This window comes from Virgibacillus kimchii (genome assembly GCF_055379185.1).
On sequence record NZ_AP043951.1, the window covers coordinates 3,561,841 to 3,578,966 of the forward strand.

A 17,126-nucleotide genomic window follows, 5' to 3' on the forward strand; every position below is an offset into this window, starting at 1 on the left:
GATATCATTTAATCTCATTATATGAAATCGCTTACCTTGTGTAAAGGATCAAAAAACCCCGCTGTCCACGGGGAAATCTTATTTTTTACTTTCCAAATGCTTATTCAGCGTAGCTTCCATTTTTTTAAAATAAAGATACCAGCCTAAAGCGTTAAATACATAAAGCAGGATGAAAATGAGGGTGCTCCATAAAACGGCTGACATAGTAAGTGATATCCAACCGACAGTTCCGGAAATAACCAGCCAGGCAATATAAGTAAGAAAAAAGTGAAAAACAGACTTTTTTATTATGTTGCTGTCATCGTCTCCAAAGATAAGAGATGATATGCCAAAATAAATGCCTAATATAAAACTTGCTCCCATGTGCATCCATATTTCCGAAACAGTTGCTTCAAACTCATTGATGATCATAATGGTAAGGGCAATAAATGTGAATATACCTCCAAATGCTATGCCCAGCATACTGCGCCTTAAAATCTCAATTACCATTTTATCGCCCTCCCTCCATCAGTTTGTCTTTAATTGCACTCACATACTTTCGGGTAATATATTCTTTATTTCCGGATTGAAAATAAACACATAGATTGTTGTTAAAAGATACTTCAAATCGCTCGATACGGTGAAGGTTTCCAATTACAGACTTTGAAAAACGCATAAAACCATGTGGTGTTAAGAGATCTTCCACTTCATACAGCTTCATTTTTATTTCGAAACTCCGTTTTTTTGCAACAGCATATATTTTTCTTTTTTCTGCATGAATAAAATCAATCTTATTTGGCTCCAGAAGTACTGTTTGATCTTCATCAATGCCAAATAAGCGCTGCTGTTTTTTCTTATTAATGACATTAACGACTTCCTCCAGTTCCGGTGTCCACTCCTTCGCCTGAATTGTTACCTGCGTTTTCTCATAATTTTCATCAATATCGATGTTTATTTTCATTCCCCTTCTCCCCCTAAGTGCACTTCACACCTTCTTCTAGTTGACGCATCTTTTCAAAAAGTACGGATAGCGGATGATAGCAATAATAAATGCGGCCAACCCCATAGCAAATAGTATACCCAAGGATTGCATCAGTTCCGCAAACTTGGTAGTTCCAGTCATGGCATCCTGAAAAGACTGGTGTGCCCAATATTGCGGTAGAAAACGGGCGATCGTCTGCATAAATTCAGGCATCATATCAAATGGCAACCATAACCCCCCAATCATCGCGCCGCCTAATGCAATAATCTGTGTGAAGGCAATACCCATATTTTCGGTATTTACCATAAGTGCCAATGTGAGACCAATTGCGGTAACAGTAAACGTGAGGAATAAAGATAAAATCAGAAGGGTAATTGGCTCTCCCAACGGCACATTGTAAACAAGTCTTCCAAATAAAAATAACACAAAAATCTGAATAAAGACAATGCACATAAATGGAAGCCACTTTCCAAGCAAATAATCATAACCTCTTAGAGGTGTGCTTGAAAGTCTGGATGTCATGCCTTTATCCCTGTCTTTTATAAAAGCGTTCACCATTGAAATCATAATAAAAAATACAAACATGACGATATAGCCAGGAACGATGGACAAGATGATTTCCTGTCTTGCTGCAGCATCGGTGTTTGCAGTAAATACGGAAATAAATAATACCGTAAACATAATCGGCAGAATCAGACTCCAAAAGATCAGTCCTTTGTCCTGTAAATGTTTCTTTAATTCTATCATCAAAATTGCATTCATTCCTATCCCTCCAAATTAATTTCTCAAAATACTACCGGTTAAACTAAAAAACACATCCTCCAGCCGCGGCCGTGCAAGCTCCAAATGTTCCACGGCAAGTTTATTGCTTCGACAGTAGGAAATTAAATTTTCCATTGTCTGCAGCGGATCTTTTGCATAAATTAAAAACGCATCTTCTTCGGACGAAACAGTGCCAAATTGTTGTAGCTTATCTGGATAAAAGGAGTTTCCTTTTATATAAATAGAAGGAATGGCATATTGCAGAAGTAATTCATTTATCGCACCATGCTCCACCATCCTTCCCCTATCAAGAAAGGCAACATAGTCACACAGTTTTTCTACTTCCTCCATGTAATGACTGGCATAGATCACCGTACAGCCAGCTGTTTTCAGTTCTTCAATCATTTGAAAAATGTATTTTCGTGATTGAGGGTCAATACCGACAGTCGGTTCATCCATAATAATGAGATCCGGGTTATGCATAAGCGCACATCCAATGTTGAGTCTGCGTTTCATTCCTCCTGAAAAAGTAAATACTCTATCTTTACTTCTTTCCTGGAGGCCAATAAGTTCCAATACCTCTTGTGTGCGCATCTTCAATTGATTTCCTTTTAAACCGTATAGTCTGCCAAACAAATATAAATTGCCTGTCGCTGAAATGTTTTCTTCCAGAATAATATCCTGGGGGACATAGCCAGGTGTTTGTCGTACATATTGTTTTCCGTTAATTTGAATTTCTCCTTTGTAGTCACGAATAATCGATGCAATAATTTTCATTAATGTGGACTTTCCAGCGCCATTAGGACCAACTAATCCATAGCAGACACCTTTGGGGATAGTAATAGAAATATCTTTAACAGCCTCGGTTGAATGAAAAAGCTTAGTTACATTATTAATTGTAAGCAAATGCATCAGCTCCTCTTACTTTTCTTTATTATGGCAAAGGTGCTTGGCTTTACGTTGGAAATTAAAATAATATGCAGAGTTCCATGTTTGAAATGCAGAAAATCCTGCATAAAAAAACATCACCTCGGAATAGGTGATGCTTTCCTCACTTACTTTTGATTATAAACCGCAAACTTAATAAAAGTTTCTTCGTTTTCAATAAGCCCGCATGAACCGCATTGTACTCTATATTGCGGGCCATTGTAGATCGTGTGAAAGGGGTCTATGTTTTCATCTGTATAGTCCTGAAGCAATTCGCCGGTTTGCGGATCCAGTTTAACCGGCTTGGCAACCTGCTCGATCAGGTTGAACCTGGATCTGTTCGTTTTGCAATTGGGGCAAAGATAGGCCTGGGTCATAGGAACACCTCCTGCTTGTTTTGGTATTAGATTGTTGTTACAGGCGTAAAAATATGCAGGGAGGCTTATGAAAAAAATCAATGTCAATTGTTTGGAATTCTTCAGAGAAAGGTCAAGCAAATGTTGCGCTTGACCTTTTCTACAAAAAGATATCTTTCAGTTTGGACAGAAAAGAATTTGATTCAGCGGTTTCTTCTTCGTTTTCTTCATCCTCTATAAAAATGTTTTCTTTGTTAATGGCATAATCATACGTTAATACAGCTCCAATATCTGTTTCACTGTCCTCGTTTGTAATGGACGTATACGGAATATTATATTTATCGGCCAGTTCCTTTTCTTCCCTTAAGAACCGGGAAGACACATGGCCATTAAGCAATAATTTGGCATCCTGATGTTCCTTCATCTCCTCTTCCAGCTTTTTCAGACCGTGATCCGACATCACCTGCCCTTTGGTAAGCGCTATGACAATCCGTTCACGCAATGTACCAAGAAATATTTTTCGTTCCGCTTCTTTTGGACGCCGTTTTCCGTACAAGCCTTCTGTTATATAATCATCTACTGTTTTTTTTCCCATTTTAATGCCTCACTTTCATTTTATGATGTAACAAATAGGTGGAATTTAAACAAATAAAGGTGGTTTTTCAGAGCGATTTTTTCAAGTCCCTGGCACTGGAAACAAATGCAGTAACGATCAGGGAGAAAGCAGCGCCAATGAATATAGCAAACCCATATAGACCCAGACCCATGCCTTCCCGCTCGCCGATCACAAATGAGATGAAAATAAGGACAGCACTAATCAATACGATGATCATTGGAAGCATATAGCGCATGGATGATTTTTTTCTCGAAAAAAACCAGCTGAAAGCAAGTAGGATGACAGTTGTAATGATGAAGGTGATAAAAAATGGAAGCATTTGCAGCAACTCCTTTTCAGTATGGCTATAATTCTTTACTATGTTTTTCAATAATCACTGTTAATTCGGTAAATGTATACTGTTTATTAACAACATTAACTGTAAAGTCAGCTTGTTCCGAAGTACTGTCCATTTCAAAATCATATCCATTATAATATAAAAACTGTGTTAAAGATAAAAAAGCAGTCCGCTTATTGGCATTATGGAAAGCATAGTTTTGAGCAATAAACTACAGTGCCGCGGCTTTTTGGAAAACCGTTTCATAAGCATTCTGACCGAACGCTGATTGCTTTGGCCGGTTTACAGCGGAATCCAATACATGATGTGACTTTATTCCAATTTGTTTTCCGGGACTAAATTATTCGATTGTATATTGATTAATTGCAGCGACTTCCATATACGTTAAATATCTCACCTGTTCACCAGCTCATCTATCGTTTCTTTATGTTTCTTCGTATTTCTTTCAAGAACCTTAAAGAAATCTGGACTTATGCCCTCAGGTAACTCGATTTCCTCCTTTTTATACAATGTAATGTTCCCCTCTTTCATTTCCATTTCCACATTATCTCCATAAGATAACCCGGCTTCCTTTAAAAAATCTTTAGGAAATGTAATCCCGTAGCTGTTACCGACCTTTATAATCTTTCTTTCATGTTTGTGCATAGCTTTCACCCCGTCTAATAAGTTATAAATATTATAATGCGTTATAACTGTTATAACAATATTACAGACGGTAATTTTTGCGGCATCATCAATCAAACAAGTATAATGGGAGTTAGCGCAGACAAGGAGGAATAGATATGGAGTTATTTTTAACTATTATTTTATACATTATCCCATTTGTTGTTTTGTATCTTGTGATTGCTGCCGGCGTAAGAAGGGGCATTGATGGATCTGAAACTGGCAGGGCAATGAGGCGGAAGCTATTGGAAGAGGAAGAAAATAGAAATTCCAGTAAACATAAATAACGTTTTGCAAGCCGACACAGAATGCCGTTTGTTTTATTGTGTTATATGTAGACTTTCCCGCTCTGATCTGAAGAGAAATTATAATCTTAAAAAAACGATAGATATACAAATCATAAAGTGATAGAATGATACTTACTATACGGTAAGGGTGCTGATTGTATTGGTAGTCCACGTTCGGAAAATGAAAAAGAAAGACATCCCACAGGTGCAAAATGTAGCGAAAACAAGCTGGCATGCCACATATGAAGGAATTATTCCCCGAAACATACAGGACAGCTTTTTACAGCAGGCGTACAGTAAAGATTCCTTGAAGCGGAGGTTGAAAAGCTCCTATATTTTCGTTGCGGAAATGAATGGAGGTATTGTAGGTTTTGCGAATTATACACCTGTAGACCAGCGTGGAAAAGCAGAACTTGGTGCCATTTACCTACTTCTCGATTTTCAGGGGAAAGGCATCGGCACGGCATTATTAAATGAAGGAATGGATAAGTTGTTTGGCTTAAGAGAAATTCATCTTAGTGTGGAAAAGAATAATGCAAAAGCCATACATTTCTATGAAGCAAAAGGGTTTAAAACGATGTCGGAATTTGATGAAGACTTTGCCGGACATAAGTTAAAAACCGTACGTATGGCATTAAATGTAAAACAAAATTCTGTCGCAGAGTAGTGAAAAATAATAATCGTAACGAGGCTCTCCAACCGGACAGCCTCGTTTTTAAATTGATACTACTTCTTCTTCGCACGTTTGTCGGCAGCACGACTTCTTGCCTGTGCCTCTTTATCTTCATGATCAGCAAATTCCTCTGCAAATTCTATATCCCGGCCATCTGATTTTTGGTTCTTTGGAGTTTGTGAAAGAAAATTATTTTTTGATCTTTTATGGTCATCTCTTCCCATTCTAATCACCTCTTATCATCATTTTCATTGTTAGTATGTGCGAAGGAGGTTGGATTATTTTCAAGTCGAACAATAGGAAAACGGCAATTTTTTACATGTGATGAAACCATTATTTAACCAGGATTATTAAAACACGGTGAATTGGGGTTTAACCAGTTATTTAGGAGTGAATATGAGTAATGAACAAATAAATATTTATATTTATCACCACTAGCGTTGCAGGAAAATAATATTAAAAAATCAAGTAAAATATTTTATTTGAAAGTTGGTAATATTAGATCTTTTCACTTTAAAATCCATTAAAAAAACCTTATAATTAGGGTATGGTAGTCCTGTCCAAATCCCTAACTATAAGGAGAAACCATGGACAATAATACCATAAAAACTGTATTCAAGGAATACATTCATCCATTAGATTCAAAGGTAATACAAAAAATGATTGATCATGCCGAAGTTGACAAATACGTCAAAAAGCTTGATGTACTTACGTTTACGAATGCTTTTATCTATGCCCAGTTAAAAAACTTAGATAGTCTGAAGCGGATAAGTGATACGATTAAACGAAAGAAAACGGTGCAAAGACTTGTTGGTATAGAGAGCATTAGTAAATCACAACTCTCTCGAAAAAATGGAGATATTCCACCCGAGATTTTTCAGGCGATCCTGCATCATTTAATTCAAAAGCTGCACCAAATACTTGGCCCAACAATGACAGACAAATCACTTGGAAAGCTTCATCTGATTGATTCATCGACCATTTCCATGTGTCTCAGCCAATATGAATGGGCAGATTTTCGGGAGACAAAAGCGGGAGTGAAGATGCATACTTCCATCGTCTTTTGTGATGATATCTCTTATCCAAATGATATGATACTTACCCCTGCAAGACCTGCTGATGAAACTCAGTTGGATTCATTAATTGTGCCGGATAAAGGGGTCCTTCATGTCTTCGATCGAGGTTATTTCAACTTTGCTAAGTTTGATTATTATTGTGAAAAAGGTATCCGGTTTGCCACAAGAATTAAATCGAATACTGTTGTAAATGTCATCGAGGAATTGCCGGTAGATGAGGATTCTTCAATCTCCAGGCATGCGATCGTGAAGATTGGAAACATGAAGAATCCGCTGCAGTTAATAGAAACTGTAGACAGCGAAGGGAACCAGATCCGAATTGTGTGTAACGATGCAACCGTCGGTGCACAGGAAATCAGTGATATTTACCGGCATCGCTGGCAAATTGAATTGTTTTTCAAATGGATAAAGCAACATCTGGTTATCAAAAAACTGTATGGAAAGAGTGAAAACGCTGTATACAATCAAATACTAATAGCTATGATTACTTTCTGCCTAACCCTGTTAATGAAAAACAAGTTGGGCTATGAAGGAACTTTAGTCGAAATGTTGCGTTGGACCCGTGATTTCTGGTCACAATCCATGACATTTTTTATTTCCGAATTATTCAGGAAACCAGAACGATCATCCAATGGACGACGAAGGCTGGACCACGAAAAGGTTTTTAATGAAACCTTGGCACAATACGAATCAGAGGAGGTTTTGCACTTAGATGATCTAAGCTACGATCCAGTTAACTAATAAATATATAAAATTCTAAAAATGGATGAAGGGCTACCTTTAAAGCCTATTAACTTTTTTTCTCGAATAAAACTAGGTATTTATCAGAAAATTGAACTAAATAACTGAAGCTACCAAATTTATTGATTGACATTGTTTTTACTTTTTAATGCAACGCTAGTGATTTATCACATAATAAGGCATATGTTATGAATGAAGGAGGGGCTGTTGATGGCAAAGAATATTACGCAAAAGATTATTGAAGACCATCTTGTTTCCGGAGAAATGAAGCCAGGTACAGAGATTGGGTTAAAAATTGATCAGACATTGACGCAGGATGCTACTGGAACATTAGTCATGCAGGAATTGGAAGCCATGGAATTGGATCGGGCGAGAACGGAAGCCTCAGCGCAATATGTAGATCATAATCTGATTCAGGAAGACAATAAAAACCCGGATGACCATTTGTTTTTACATAGTGCGGCGAGGAGGTTTGGATTGTACTATAGCCGTCCTGGTAATGGTGTAAGTCATCCTGTTCATATGCAGCGTTTGGCTAAACCGGGGAAAACATTGTTGGGTTCCGACAGCCACACCTGTGCCAACGGTTGTATGGGTATGCTTGCCATGGGTGCAGGCGGAATTGATGTGGCCATGGCAATAGCAGGTGAACCATTTTACGTAAGAATGCCCAGCGTGTGGGGGGTAAAGCTGACCGGTGAACTGCCTGATTGGGTTAGTGCCAAGGATATTATTCTGGAACTGCTGCGGCGGCATGATGTAAAAGGCGGTGTTGGTAAGGTTATTGAGTATTACGGTCCCGGCGTAAAAAAGCTAAGTGCCATGGATCGTCATGTTATTGCAAACATGGGGGCAGAACTGGGGGCCACAGGAACCATTTTCCCGTCCGATGAAGAAGTGAAGCGATTTTTAAAAGGACAGGACAGGGAAAATGACTGGGTTGAATTGGTTGCTGATAAAGGTGCAACATACGATATGGATGAAGAAATAAACTTATCTGAACTGGAGCCGCTTATTGCCAAACCGACAAGTCCAGGTAATGTTGTGCCTGTTTCGGAAGTTGCCGGAACACCGATTTACCAATCTTATATCGGATCTTCCGCCAATCCGGGTTACAGGGATTTTGCTATCGCTGCTGAAATTGTGAAGGGAAAACAAGTAGCTCCTGGTGTATCTTTTGATATCAATCCAACCTCCAGACAAATGCTGCAGGATCTGGTCAAGGACAGTCATATTGCCAGTTTGCTCCAAGCCGGTGGACGATTGCATCAGGCAGGGTGTAATGGCTGTATTGGAATGGGGCAGGCACCTGCATCCGGACGCAACAGTCTGCGGACCACACCGAGAAACTTTCCGGGAAGATCCGGAACACGCGAGGACAGTGTATTTCTCTGCAGCCCGGAAACTGCTGCAGCTTCTGCGCTAACCGGCGAGATTACAGATCCTCGAACACTGGATATGAAATACCCGAAAGTGCAGGAACCAAAAAATCCGACAGTGGATGAAAGGCTTTTGGATGAACCAATCCCTGAAGAAGAAGCCAAACAAATCAGATTGGAAAAAGGACCGAATATTGCTTCCATCCCTAAAATGGATCATATTCCGGATGAGTTGGAAATACCTGTTCTATTAAAAATGGGAGACAATATATCTACGGATGAAATACTTGCCGGCGGTACCCGGGTGTTGCCGTATCGAAGTAATTTACCGGAGATCAGCAAATTTACGTTTGAAATTATTGATGAAACGTACCACAAAAGAGGAAAAGAAACGGTGGAATCAGGAGGTCACGCCGTTGTTGCCGGGTTTAACTACGGACAGGGATCAAGCAGAGAACATGCTGCATTGGCGCCAAGGTATCTTGGGTTGCGTGTGGCATTGGTGAAAGATTTTGCTCGTATTCACTGGCAAAACCTCGTTAACTTCGGTGTACTTCCATTAACCTTTGTGAAGGAAGAAGACTATGATCTGATTGAACAAGGGGATGTGCTGGAGTTTAAAGGGGTGAAAGAAAAAATAAAGCATGAAAATGAATTTGAAATAAATGTAAAAGGAAAAGAGCAAAAAATAAAGGTGACCCATGCATTATCTGAAAGGCAAAAGGAAATAATGCTAAAAGGCGGCATTATAAATTGGGTAAAAGATCGGGCCGTAAAAAAATAATCAAGGAAAAGGAGATATCGTTATGGCTCACCGGGATAATGTATGCAAAGCCTGTGAAGGAACCGGCATGCTTTCGGATGATGAAGGATGGCAGTACCGATGTGGTGTATGTAATGGAGATGGCATCTACGCCGCTTCCGACAGGGAAAGATCGGCGAGGGTCATGTCCGTGGATGAGAATAACCGGATGCTGGATTGATCTGAAAGTATGATATAAGTTGGTGTCAGCATAAAATGTATAAAAGTCTGTTACATTTAAAAACCGATGAAAGAAATTTCATCGGTTTTTGTACGGGATATAAGCATTTAATTATTTTTTTCTTTTTATCAGCAATCGGCGAGAAAACTCCCATCTTCAAGAAATGTGAAGGGTGAAGCCCAATGAGTAAGTGGGGGATGAATCGCATTCGGACAAGGGATGTTTTTTCCCATCTTAATTGTCTAACTTATCGAGTGCATACTTATATTAAGTGAAAAATAGTTTGCGTACGAGTTCCGAACCCTTTTTCTGCTTTGTATTTGTCTACTCTATTTAAAAGTGTTTTTGTAAACTTTAATCCAACTGTTTTGTTTTTCCATGATAACCCCCCAAAAAATAATATATAAAATATATTGAAAATTTAATATAATAGGTATATCGTATCACATAAGGAGGTGAAAGTCATGATAATCAACAAAGCCTATAAATTCCGCATTTACCCAAATAAAGAACAAGAAATTCTGATCGCAAAGACCATTGGTTGTTCTCGTTTTGTATTCAATCACTTTCTTTCCAAGTGGAATGATACCTACACAAAAACAGGAAAAGGATTAACGTATAGTGCTTGTTCATCTCAACTTCCGAAACTAAAAAAAGAACATGAATGGTTAAAAGAAGTGGATAGTATTGCTGTACAAACAAGCGTTAAATATCTATCAGACAGTTTTGACCGTTTCTTCAAGAAGCAAAGCAAAGCCCCACGCTTTAAATCGAAAAAGAATCCTGTTCAATCCTATACAACAAAGCACACAAACGGAAATATTGCTATTATTGATAAGAAGATCAAACTTCCAAAACTGGGTCTTGTCAAATTTTCCAAAAGTCGTGAAGTCAAAGGACGTATTCTGTCTGCTGCCATCAGACGGAACGTAACAGGAAAATATTTCATTTCCGATGCACTGCCTAAAACCGAAGAAACAGTAGGAATTGATGTTGGTTTAAAGGATTTCGCTATCCTTTCAGATGGCACAGTTCATAAAAACCCGCGCTTTCTCCGCACGTTAGAGCAGAGATTAGAAACGGAACAACGTAAACTGTCACGAAGATATGAACAGGCGAAAAAAGACGGAAAACCGTTGGACGAAGCGAAAAACTACCAAAAGCAGAAAGTAAAAGTTGCCCGTATTCATGAACAGATCAAAAATGCACGGACAGACTACTTGCATAAAATTACTACCAATATTGTCAAAAACCACGACATCATAGGTATTGAAGATTTGCAGGTGTCAAATATGTTAAAAAACCATAGACTTGCAAGAGCCATTAGCGAAGTGAGTTGGTCAGCGTTTCGAACTATGCTCGAATATAAGGCGAAATGGTATGGTAAGAAGGTTGTTGCAGTCGGAAAAACCTTCCCTTCAAGTCAGATTTGTTCCTGCTGTGGCTACCGCCTTAAAGACGTTAAGAATCTCGCCCTACGTGAATGGGAGTGTCCAACGTGTCATACTCACCACGATAGAGATATTAACGCAAGTAAAAACATTGAAGCCGAAGCGATAAGGCTTCTAACCGAAGGAACTTCGGGGTTAGCCTAATTAATAACCGACCGATAGGTTGGTGTTCTTAGGAATCCCCCACTTCAAACAGTTCGTAATAGCGTTAAGTGGTGGGTAGTTCAATTGGGACACTGGTCGCTTTGATTATGTCCAACAAAGATTAGGACCTCCCCTCTGAGTTGACCGCTCTGATTCGGGAGATCCTTTTACCGTTCCATTATCAGTTAATATTGTATGCAACAATATTGTTTCTATGTTTATTATACCACGAATTTTCAATTGTACACTTTTATTGGAGTAGTGTTAAGGATTTGCCCAATCATTTAATGGCCGGGCAAATCCTTCTTAATTAGATACATTTAACCACTTCTTTTAATGATTAATGTGGCATATTCCCCTGAATCGGTGCAAATTTATTTTTATATTGCTCCATATCCTGCTGCTTCATTTGCGGCACTTGATAATACTGATTTTTATTTTGGTATAAAAAGATTTCATAGGCCATTTCAATTAAATTAGGGACACTGTCTGCGAGAACCCTGCGCATGACAGGATTGGTTGACTCCATTGCTGCATTGGTAAAGCCGACTGCAGCCTGCTTTAAACAGCTCATCATATAGCTTGTAACTTGCTGGTCGCCAATCTCATTCATTGATTGCGCTGGAGAGGTTGGCTGTGATGGCTGCATGCCAAAAATGACATTTGTATCCTGGGTCATATTATAGGTTATTGTTGACACCGAGGGTTTCTGGCCGGTTTTCAGTGTCTCCACGATCGTATTATAAAGTGTTGTTAAATATGTCTGGTGCTGCTGCATCATTGTTTTTAGTTCAGGATCCTGAACATGCTGCTCATACAGCAAATGCTGCTCCATTCCTTCCGCTAAAGTAGAAATTGCTCTGTGGGCGTCAAACATTTCATGGCCCCCAAAGGTTTGTTCGGCAGGCATTTGACTTGCATCCTGAAAGCTTTGGTTCTGCTGTTGGTTATCCATCTGTATCCTCCTTAAGTAAATTCATATCAACGTTATTTTTATCCAAAAGAAAAAGATTATACTTGTTTAGATTTTTGATGTGAATTATAAATAAAATACTGAACAAACAGTCGAGATACAAGCAGTGATGAAGGAAGAATAGGAATATTCAATAATGTAAATTGTTTATATAATACTGATTCAAATCGTAATAGTTTAAATAATAAATAATTGACAATTCAACCAGTTTTTAGTAGTATATATAATACTAAGAATCTAATTATAAAAAGAAAATGAAGGAGGGCAGCAAAGAATGGGAGCTATTATACTTTTTGATGGAGTCTGTAATTTTTGTAATAAAAGTATTCAATTTATTATCAAAAGGGAATCATGTGATAACTTACGTTTTGCTTCATTACAGGGTAAAGTTGGTCAATCAATTTTGAAAAAACACAATATTCCTTTGGATGTTAATAGTTTTGTTTTGATTAAAGATAACAAAGCGTATTTAAGGTCTGACGCTGCCCTTCGTATATGTAAATATTTAAAACAACCCTGGAAACTAATGACCTTTTTTCTCATTATTCCCAAGCCGATTCGAAATGCCGTTTATTCACTCATCGCAAACAATAGGTACAAATTTTTCGGGAAAAGCGAAAGCTGTAAGATTCCTTCTCCTGAAATTCACGATCGATTTTTAGACTGAAAATTGGTCAGTTTATGTTATGTCTTGAATTTATTACATTTTTCGGAAGGTAATAATCTGCTGCTCCTGATTGTATGCGATAACAATAATTTATTTCAATTTGAATTTTTAGGAAGGTGAACTTATGAAATTTCATTCCAACAAAGACTTAACATACGGTATTCTAATTTGGGCATCGGCATTGCTATTCATAGGACTTTCCTTAGGTCTCTTTTTTCCTATCTATAATGAAGCTGGGTTAGTTGCAAGCCTTATATTTTCTCTTCTATTTGGTATTAGTGGTTTCTTTATTTTATGGTTTTGGTTTCGAACATTCTATATAGTGACAGACCATACTTTAATTATTTATCTGGGCCCATTTAAAAGGAAAATTAAACTGAATTCTATTAAGAAGATCGAAAAAACTTATGCGCAAGTAGCATCTATCGCACTTTCAAAAGAACGCTATTTTTTATATTACAATGCAAATGATTATACAATTATTGCACCTGCAAACATTGAGAAATTCATTGAAGTTATTAATAAGAAAAGATCTCATCCGGTCGAGTTCCTGAAATAGAATGTTATCTTTGAAACTTGTAAGATCCGGGAGCAATGGTGAATAATATTTTTTAATTTGCCGCTCTTCTTATAACGTATCAAGTACGTTTCTCGCATCGTATCTTATCATGTGGAAAAGGTTCTTTCTACAGATGGTTTTTGAGCGTGATTACTTATTTTTAATTCGGTCAATATTATTTTTAAGGGTGAGCATCAAATTATTTCCATGAGTTCATGAGTTAATGGTGCTTATTACCTCCTTCATGATCATTAACCATTTCAGACTAAGCCCTTTACCAATAAGTTATGATGTCTTATTGGATGTATTAAACAAAAGCCGCAGTTATATCCTGCGGCTTTTGTTTAACTAGGCCGGGTCAGATTAATTCCATCTATTTAATTGTGCAATGCTTCTATAACATCGATAATATACGCTTCTCTTTCGAGTTTGGAAGAAGCGGAATTTCCTCCCCAGAATTCAACGTTTTGATAAACATAAAGATTTAAATATGCTCCCGCATTAACCCCTGCTAAGGCTGTGTGAACAGCCCCTGCATAATTGTATGCAAGTGCCCCCACCATTGCGACCCATCCGGCCACTGCGGCAGTTATATCAACATCCTCTTGTGAAGAGATGTGATAACCTAAGTTTTCAAGGGCTTTTTCAAGTAGTTCCCCGCCACGATCAATGGCATTATCTACCTGCATGGGATTTTGGCTATATGCGGCATCTTGTAATTCAGTAAAATAACCAGGATCGATATTACCTATTTCACCTACGATTTTGTCAATTAAATCAAGGGCTTCTTGATCTTTTTGAGCATCAAGCATTAATTTAGAGTCCATCAGCTCCAGTTTTTCACCTAATTCACCTGTGCCAAATACGATTCCTTTATAAATTTCTTCTCCTGTCAATTTACTTTCGAAAGCTGCCTTCTGATTTGCTGAGACAGCAGAACCTAGTGAAAACACAACCAATGTGGAAATAAGCAATAACACCAGGCCTTTCTTCATCAAACGAATCACTGAAATCACTCCTTTTTAATCAATTTGATTATAAAGCTTTCTTCATCCCGACCTTTCTTCAATATTCCCTCCTTTCACAGTTGGTTTTTTAAATATATGAGTAATTCTTGATGGCGATTTTAAGACTTGTAAAACTTGATGAAAATTAAACGTTTGTTCTAATGGTCGTAAGAAAAGAATTAGAGCAGCAAACATAACGATGGCAAAGTTGAACAAGCCAATAACAAGAGCTATCATAAAATGAAACGCTAATCCTGAGACCAGAAACCATTTCCAATACTTTTTAGGGGTAAATAAAGCTGCAAATAAGAGGAATTCAAGGATAACGGTTCCCCATGTCGGTATTACTACAAATGGTGTTTCCAACAAAGGAAATAGCATATTTCCCAGGTTTTCTGAAATACCGAGTAAAGTATCTTGTAAAAAATAGTAGACTGCAGTTCCATCTATCCAGTATTCTCCTGTTACTTTTGAATAAGCTGCGTTAAGATAGATAATGGCTACTTGGAAGCGAATTGCAAAATATGTGCATAATCCCGTAATGAAAGCGAACATATATGCTTTTGATGAGGTATTTGGTATTTCTGATCGCTGCCAATGCCATTTTCTCTTATCAGTCAGCGTCAAGGGGATTAACAACAGGGTTAACGCGACATTGGCTTGTTCGCCTCCATCCAGAGTCAAAGCTGTAGTATAAAAACTGTAAGTAATATAAAAATGCAAAACACCCGTAATTCGAGGGCGCCATCCGCTGGCAATAATGAGTAATAATATAATAAATATCCACCGTATCAATTCAAAGTAGAAAAAATCATTTGGTACATAACAAAAAACACTGAGATTGCCGCCACATAACGGATATTCAGGAATTCCGGCCCCTGGTCTGAAAAAAGTCTGTGTCGGATTAAACAATAAAAGCAATGCTAATGAACCCGCTAAAAGTGTTCTGGCAAAACCATAGACATTCGTCCACAACGGTTGTTTTTCCGCATATAGAGTTATTTTTTCACCTAACTTGTTGAACATGATACATTCACCCTTGTAATTTGAGATGGCATAATAGTAGTGTCTTTATACTTGCTCCATGCCCAAGGCACTGGTTCCTGTACTACGACCAATTGATCCCCGCAAATCGTAGGGAAAGGAGATTCATTTTGAACTTCCACCGCTTCTATACTGTCGCTTTCCTTAGCACAGCCAAAAGGAGATTCTTCGCAAGTTATCCATTTTTCTTCAGGTACCTTAAACTGCACTAAACCCGCTTCGATACCTTGGGCCCGTCCCGCTCTTTTTAATCCATAAAGATTTTCTCTCGTGTTGTTTGGCCAACTTGTTGATGGTTCATGTGTTTTATAATCATAAATAAAAAGGGCTGGTTCGGTGGGGTCTTTACTATAAAACCCCCATCCTTGCGGAAACCATGATTGCATATACAGGTTCTCTATATACGGCAATGTTAGGGCATTACGTGGCAAGGACGAATAAATTGAGCTAAAGAATAATAGAAAAGCAAAAAAAAGCAAACAAACAAAGTAAATTCCATAATTCCTTTTATCTTTATTGTTCATACTTTCAACTCCTTTAATAGTTTTTATGGATAATTGAACTTCTCATTTATCTATTATTATTATTATTAGAGAGTAAAAGCATAACTCTGTTGGTGAGATTCTTAATCCTCTATAATGACTACACTCCTCATTATATTCACTTACAATGCCGGGTAGGTAAATGTGTACTAAATGTTAGCAAAAGCTAATGTTAAAGATTTCTTTTTAAATCAATTACTTTTTTATTTGTTTAGTTGTCTAATTTCTTGTTAGTTTCAAAGATTTTGTGCGGTTATGAATTACTGCTGTTATGTTAGGTCTATCAGAGTGAGAATATACATCTATGATTCATCCTGTTAAATCTAATTAATTCTGGTTATGTTCGTTACGCTAGCGAATTCATTATGGATGGGTGAACAGTGAAGTAAAAATTATCTTCTGCAGTAATTCTAATGCAAGGGGTATGAAGGACCATTCTATTTTTTAACTGTAATCTATTAAGCAGTTGAGAATATAACCGGTAAATAGAGAATCGCATTGATTTGAAACTATTTATTTCAATAAATGTTAGTCATAAATCAAAACCTCCTGTATATTTATATAAAAATTCCTTCCTATTAGTTTTTTCACATTATTATAGTTGTTTATGTTTTTTAATATTTATATAATAATTCTGAATTAAATACATATATTAACTCTGATGGGTTAATTAGACATTATCATATTTTTCGAAAACTGCCTGTCATATTTTGTCGAATAATTCAAAATGATCAATTTCGCCTACATTATTATTTTAGGACAATGATTAATATAGACTATAATCATGATTTATAGGTAATCATCACTAATTAGATCGATCTTTGCCGTGAAACGCGAACTAGTACTTAGTACTTCTTCTAATTCATTTATATCTGTGTTATTATTCGTTTTACACAAATCACCTTATAGTTTGTTTTCATTCCCGTTAAAAGACACATAAATATAAAAGGATATTAAATTAATCCTTTCAGCTGATAC

The 17,126-nt window shown here is 37.4% G+C and carries 22 protein-coding genes; 8 read left to right on the plus strand and 14 right to left on the minus strand.

What is annotated here, in order from left to right:
- Positions 1-78 precede the first annotated feature (78 nt).
- From ACZ42C_RS17245 to ACZ42C_RS17285, 9 genes are all read right to left on the minus strand, one after another.
- Positions 79-489, minus strand: coding sequence for a DUF3021 domain-containing protein (locus tag ACZ42C_RS17245; protein WP_461181843.1), 411 nt, complete (start codon positions 487-489; stop codon positions 79-81).
- Between the two features lies 1 nt (position 490).
- Positions 491-940, minus strand: coding sequence for a LytTR family DNA-binding domain-containing protein (locus tag ACZ42C_RS17250; RefSeq protein WP_461181842.1), 450 nt, complete (start codon positions 938-940; stop codon positions 491-493).
- Positions 941-976: 36 nt separating this feature from the next.
- Positions 977-1,723 carry an ABC transporter permease gene (locus ACZ42C_RS17255; protein ID WP_461181841.1) on the minus strand — a complete coding sequence of 249 codons (747 nt, stop codon included), beginning with the start codon at positions 1,721-1,723 and terminating at the stop codon, positions 977-979.
- A gap of 15 nt (positions 1,724-1,738) precedes the next feature.
- Complete coding sequence (locus ACZ42C_RS17260) at positions 1,739-2,635, minus strand: ABC transporter ATP-binding protein (protein WP_461181840.1); 897 nt, start codon at positions 2,633-2,635, stop codon at positions 1,739-1,741.
- Positions 2,636-2,778: 143 nt separating this feature from the next.
- Complete coding sequence (locus ACZ42C_RS17265) at positions 2,779-3,027, minus strand: DNA alkylation repair protein (RefSeq protein ID WP_461181839.1); 249 nt, start codon at positions 3,025-3,027, stop codon at positions 2,779-2,781.
- Between the two features lie 139 nt (positions 3,028-3,166).
- Positions 3,167-3,601, minus strand: a complete 435-nt coding sequence (locus tag ACZ42C_RS17270; protein ID WP_461181838.1) for a YueI family protein — start codon at positions 3,599-3,601, stop codon at positions 3,167-3,169.
- Positions 3,602-3,668: 67 nt separating this feature from the next.
- Entirely contained in the window at positions 3,669-3,941 is a 273-nt protein-coding gene (locus ACZ42C_RS17275; protein WP_461181837.1) for a YesK family protein, read from the minus strand.
- A 25-nt stretch (positions 3,942-3,966) separates the two neighbouring features.
- Positions 3,967-4,167, minus strand: a complete 201-nt coding sequence (locus tag ACZ42C_RS17280; RefSeq protein ID WP_461181902.1) for a hypothetical protein — start codon at positions 4,165-4,167, stop codon at positions 3,967-3,969.
- Between the two features lie 185 nt (positions 4,168-4,352).
- Positions 4,353-4,604: an AbrB/MazE/SpoVT family DNA-binding domain-containing protein gene (locus ACZ42C_RS17285; RefSeq protein ID WP_461181836.1), complete on the minus strand. Its 252-nt coding sequence runs from the start codon at positions 4,602-4,604 to the stop codon at positions 4,353-4,355.
- A gap of 137 nt (positions 4,605-4,741) precedes the next feature.
- On the opposite strand from ACZ42C_RS17285, the gene ACZ42C_RS17290 reads away from it, so the two are divergent.
- Both ACZ42C_RS17290 and ACZ42C_RS17295 read left to right on the plus strand, forming a co-directional pair.
- Positions 4,742-4,909, plus strand: a complete 168-nt coding sequence (locus tag ACZ42C_RS17290; protein WP_461181835.1) for a hypothetical protein — start codon at positions 4,742-4,744, stop codon at positions 4,907-4,909.
- 160 nt (positions 4,910-5,069) lie between these two features.
- Positions 5,070-5,576: a GNAT family N-acetyltransferase gene (locus ACZ42C_RS17295; protein WP_461181834.1), complete on the plus strand. Its 507-nt coding sequence runs from the start codon at positions 5,070-5,072 to the stop codon at positions 5,574-5,576.
- Positions 5,577-5,635: 59 nt separating this feature from the next.
- On the opposite strand, the gene ACZ42C_RS17300 is transcribed toward ACZ42C_RS17295, so the two are convergent.
- Positions 5,636-5,806 (minus strand): YfhD family protein, encoded by a 171-nt coding sequence (locus ACZ42C_RS17300; RefSeq protein ID WP_461181833.1) that lies wholly within the window; start codon positions 5,804-5,806, stop codon positions 5,636-5,638.
- Between the two features lie 363 nt (positions 5,807-6,169).
- On the opposite strand from ACZ42C_RS17300, the gene ACZ42C_RS17305 reads away from it, so the two are divergent.
- From ACZ42C_RS17305 to tnpB, 4 genes are all read left to right on the plus strand, one after another.
- Positions 6,170-7,399: an IS4 family transposase gene (locus tag ACZ42C_RS17305; RefSeq protein ID WP_461183821.1), complete on the plus strand. Its 1,230-nt coding sequence runs from the start codon at positions 6,170-6,172 to the stop codon at positions 7,397-7,399.
- Positions 7,400-7,609: 210 nt separating this feature from the next.
- Entirely contained in the window at positions 7,610-9,562 is a 1,953-nt protein-coding gene (locus tag ACZ42C_RS17310) for an aconitate hydratase (protein ID WP_461183625.1), read from the plus strand.
- Positions 9,563-9,584: 22 nt separating this feature from the next.
- Complete coding sequence (locus ACZ42C_RS17315; RefSeq protein ID WP_461183624.1) at positions 9,585-9,761, plus strand: hypothetical protein; 177 nt, start codon at positions 9,585-9,587, stop codon at positions 9,759-9,761.
- 464 nt (positions 9,762-10,225) lie between these two features.
- Positions 10,226-11,356: an IS200/IS605 family element RNA-guided endonuclease TnpB gene (gene tnpB / locus ACZ42C_RS17320; RefSeq protein WP_461183623.1), complete on the plus strand. Its 1,131-nt coding sequence runs from the start codon at positions 10,226-10,228 to the stop codon at positions 11,354-11,356.
- 340 nt (positions 11,357-11,696) lie between these two features.
- On the opposite strand, the gene ACZ42C_RS17325 is transcribed toward tnpB, so the two are convergent.
- On the minus strand, positions 11,697-12,311 hold the full coding sequence (locus ACZ42C_RS17325; protein WP_461183622.1) for a spore coat protein: 615 nt from the start codon (positions 12,309-12,311) through the stop codon (positions 11,697-11,699).
- Between the two features lie 292 nt (positions 12,312-12,603).
- On the opposite strand from ACZ42C_RS17325, the gene ACZ42C_RS17330 reads away from it, so the two are divergent.
- Both ACZ42C_RS17330 and ACZ42C_RS17335 read left to right on the plus strand, forming a co-directional pair.
- Positions 12,604-12,996 carry a thiol-disulfide oxidoreductase DCC family protein gene (locus tag ACZ42C_RS17330; protein WP_461183621.1) on the plus strand — a complete coding sequence of 131 codons (393 nt, stop codon included), beginning with the start codon at positions 12,604-12,606 and terminating at the stop codon, positions 12,994-12,996.
- Between the two features lie 124 nt (positions 12,997-13,120).
- The gene (locus ACZ42C_RS17335; RefSeq protein WP_461183620.1) at positions 13,121-13,555 is read left to right on the plus strand and encodes a PH domain-containing protein; all 435 of its coding nucleotides are present in this window, start codon (positions 13,121-13,123) and stop codon (positions 13,553-13,555) included.
- Between the two features lie 377 nt (positions 13,556-13,932).
- On the opposite strand, the gene ACZ42C_RS17340 is transcribed toward ACZ42C_RS17335, so the two are convergent.
- From ACZ42C_RS17340 to ACZ42C_RS17350, 3 genes are read right to left on the minus strand one after another with little or no spacing between them, the layout of a single operon-like run.
- Complete coding sequence (locus ACZ42C_RS17340) at positions 13,933-14,562, minus strand: sporulation delaying protein family toxin (protein WP_461183619.1); 630 nt, start codon at positions 14,560-14,562, stop codon at positions 13,933-13,935.
- Positions 14,563-14,604: 42 nt separating this feature from the next.
- Positions 14,605-15,588: a sporulation-delaying protein SdpB family protein gene (locus tag ACZ42C_RS17345; protein ID WP_461183618.1), complete on the minus strand. Its 984-nt coding sequence runs from the start codon at positions 15,586-15,588 to the stop codon at positions 14,605-14,607.
- Positions 15,573-16,130, minus strand: a complete 558-nt coding sequence (locus tag ACZ42C_RS17350) for an SdpA family antimicrobial peptide system protein (RefSeq protein WP_461183617.1) — start codon at positions 16,128-16,130, stop codon at positions 15,573-15,575. The genes ACZ42C_RS17345 and ACZ42C_RS17350 overlap by 16 nt, the downstream gene beginning before the upstream one ends.
- Positions 16,131-17,126 lie beyond the last annotated feature (996 nt).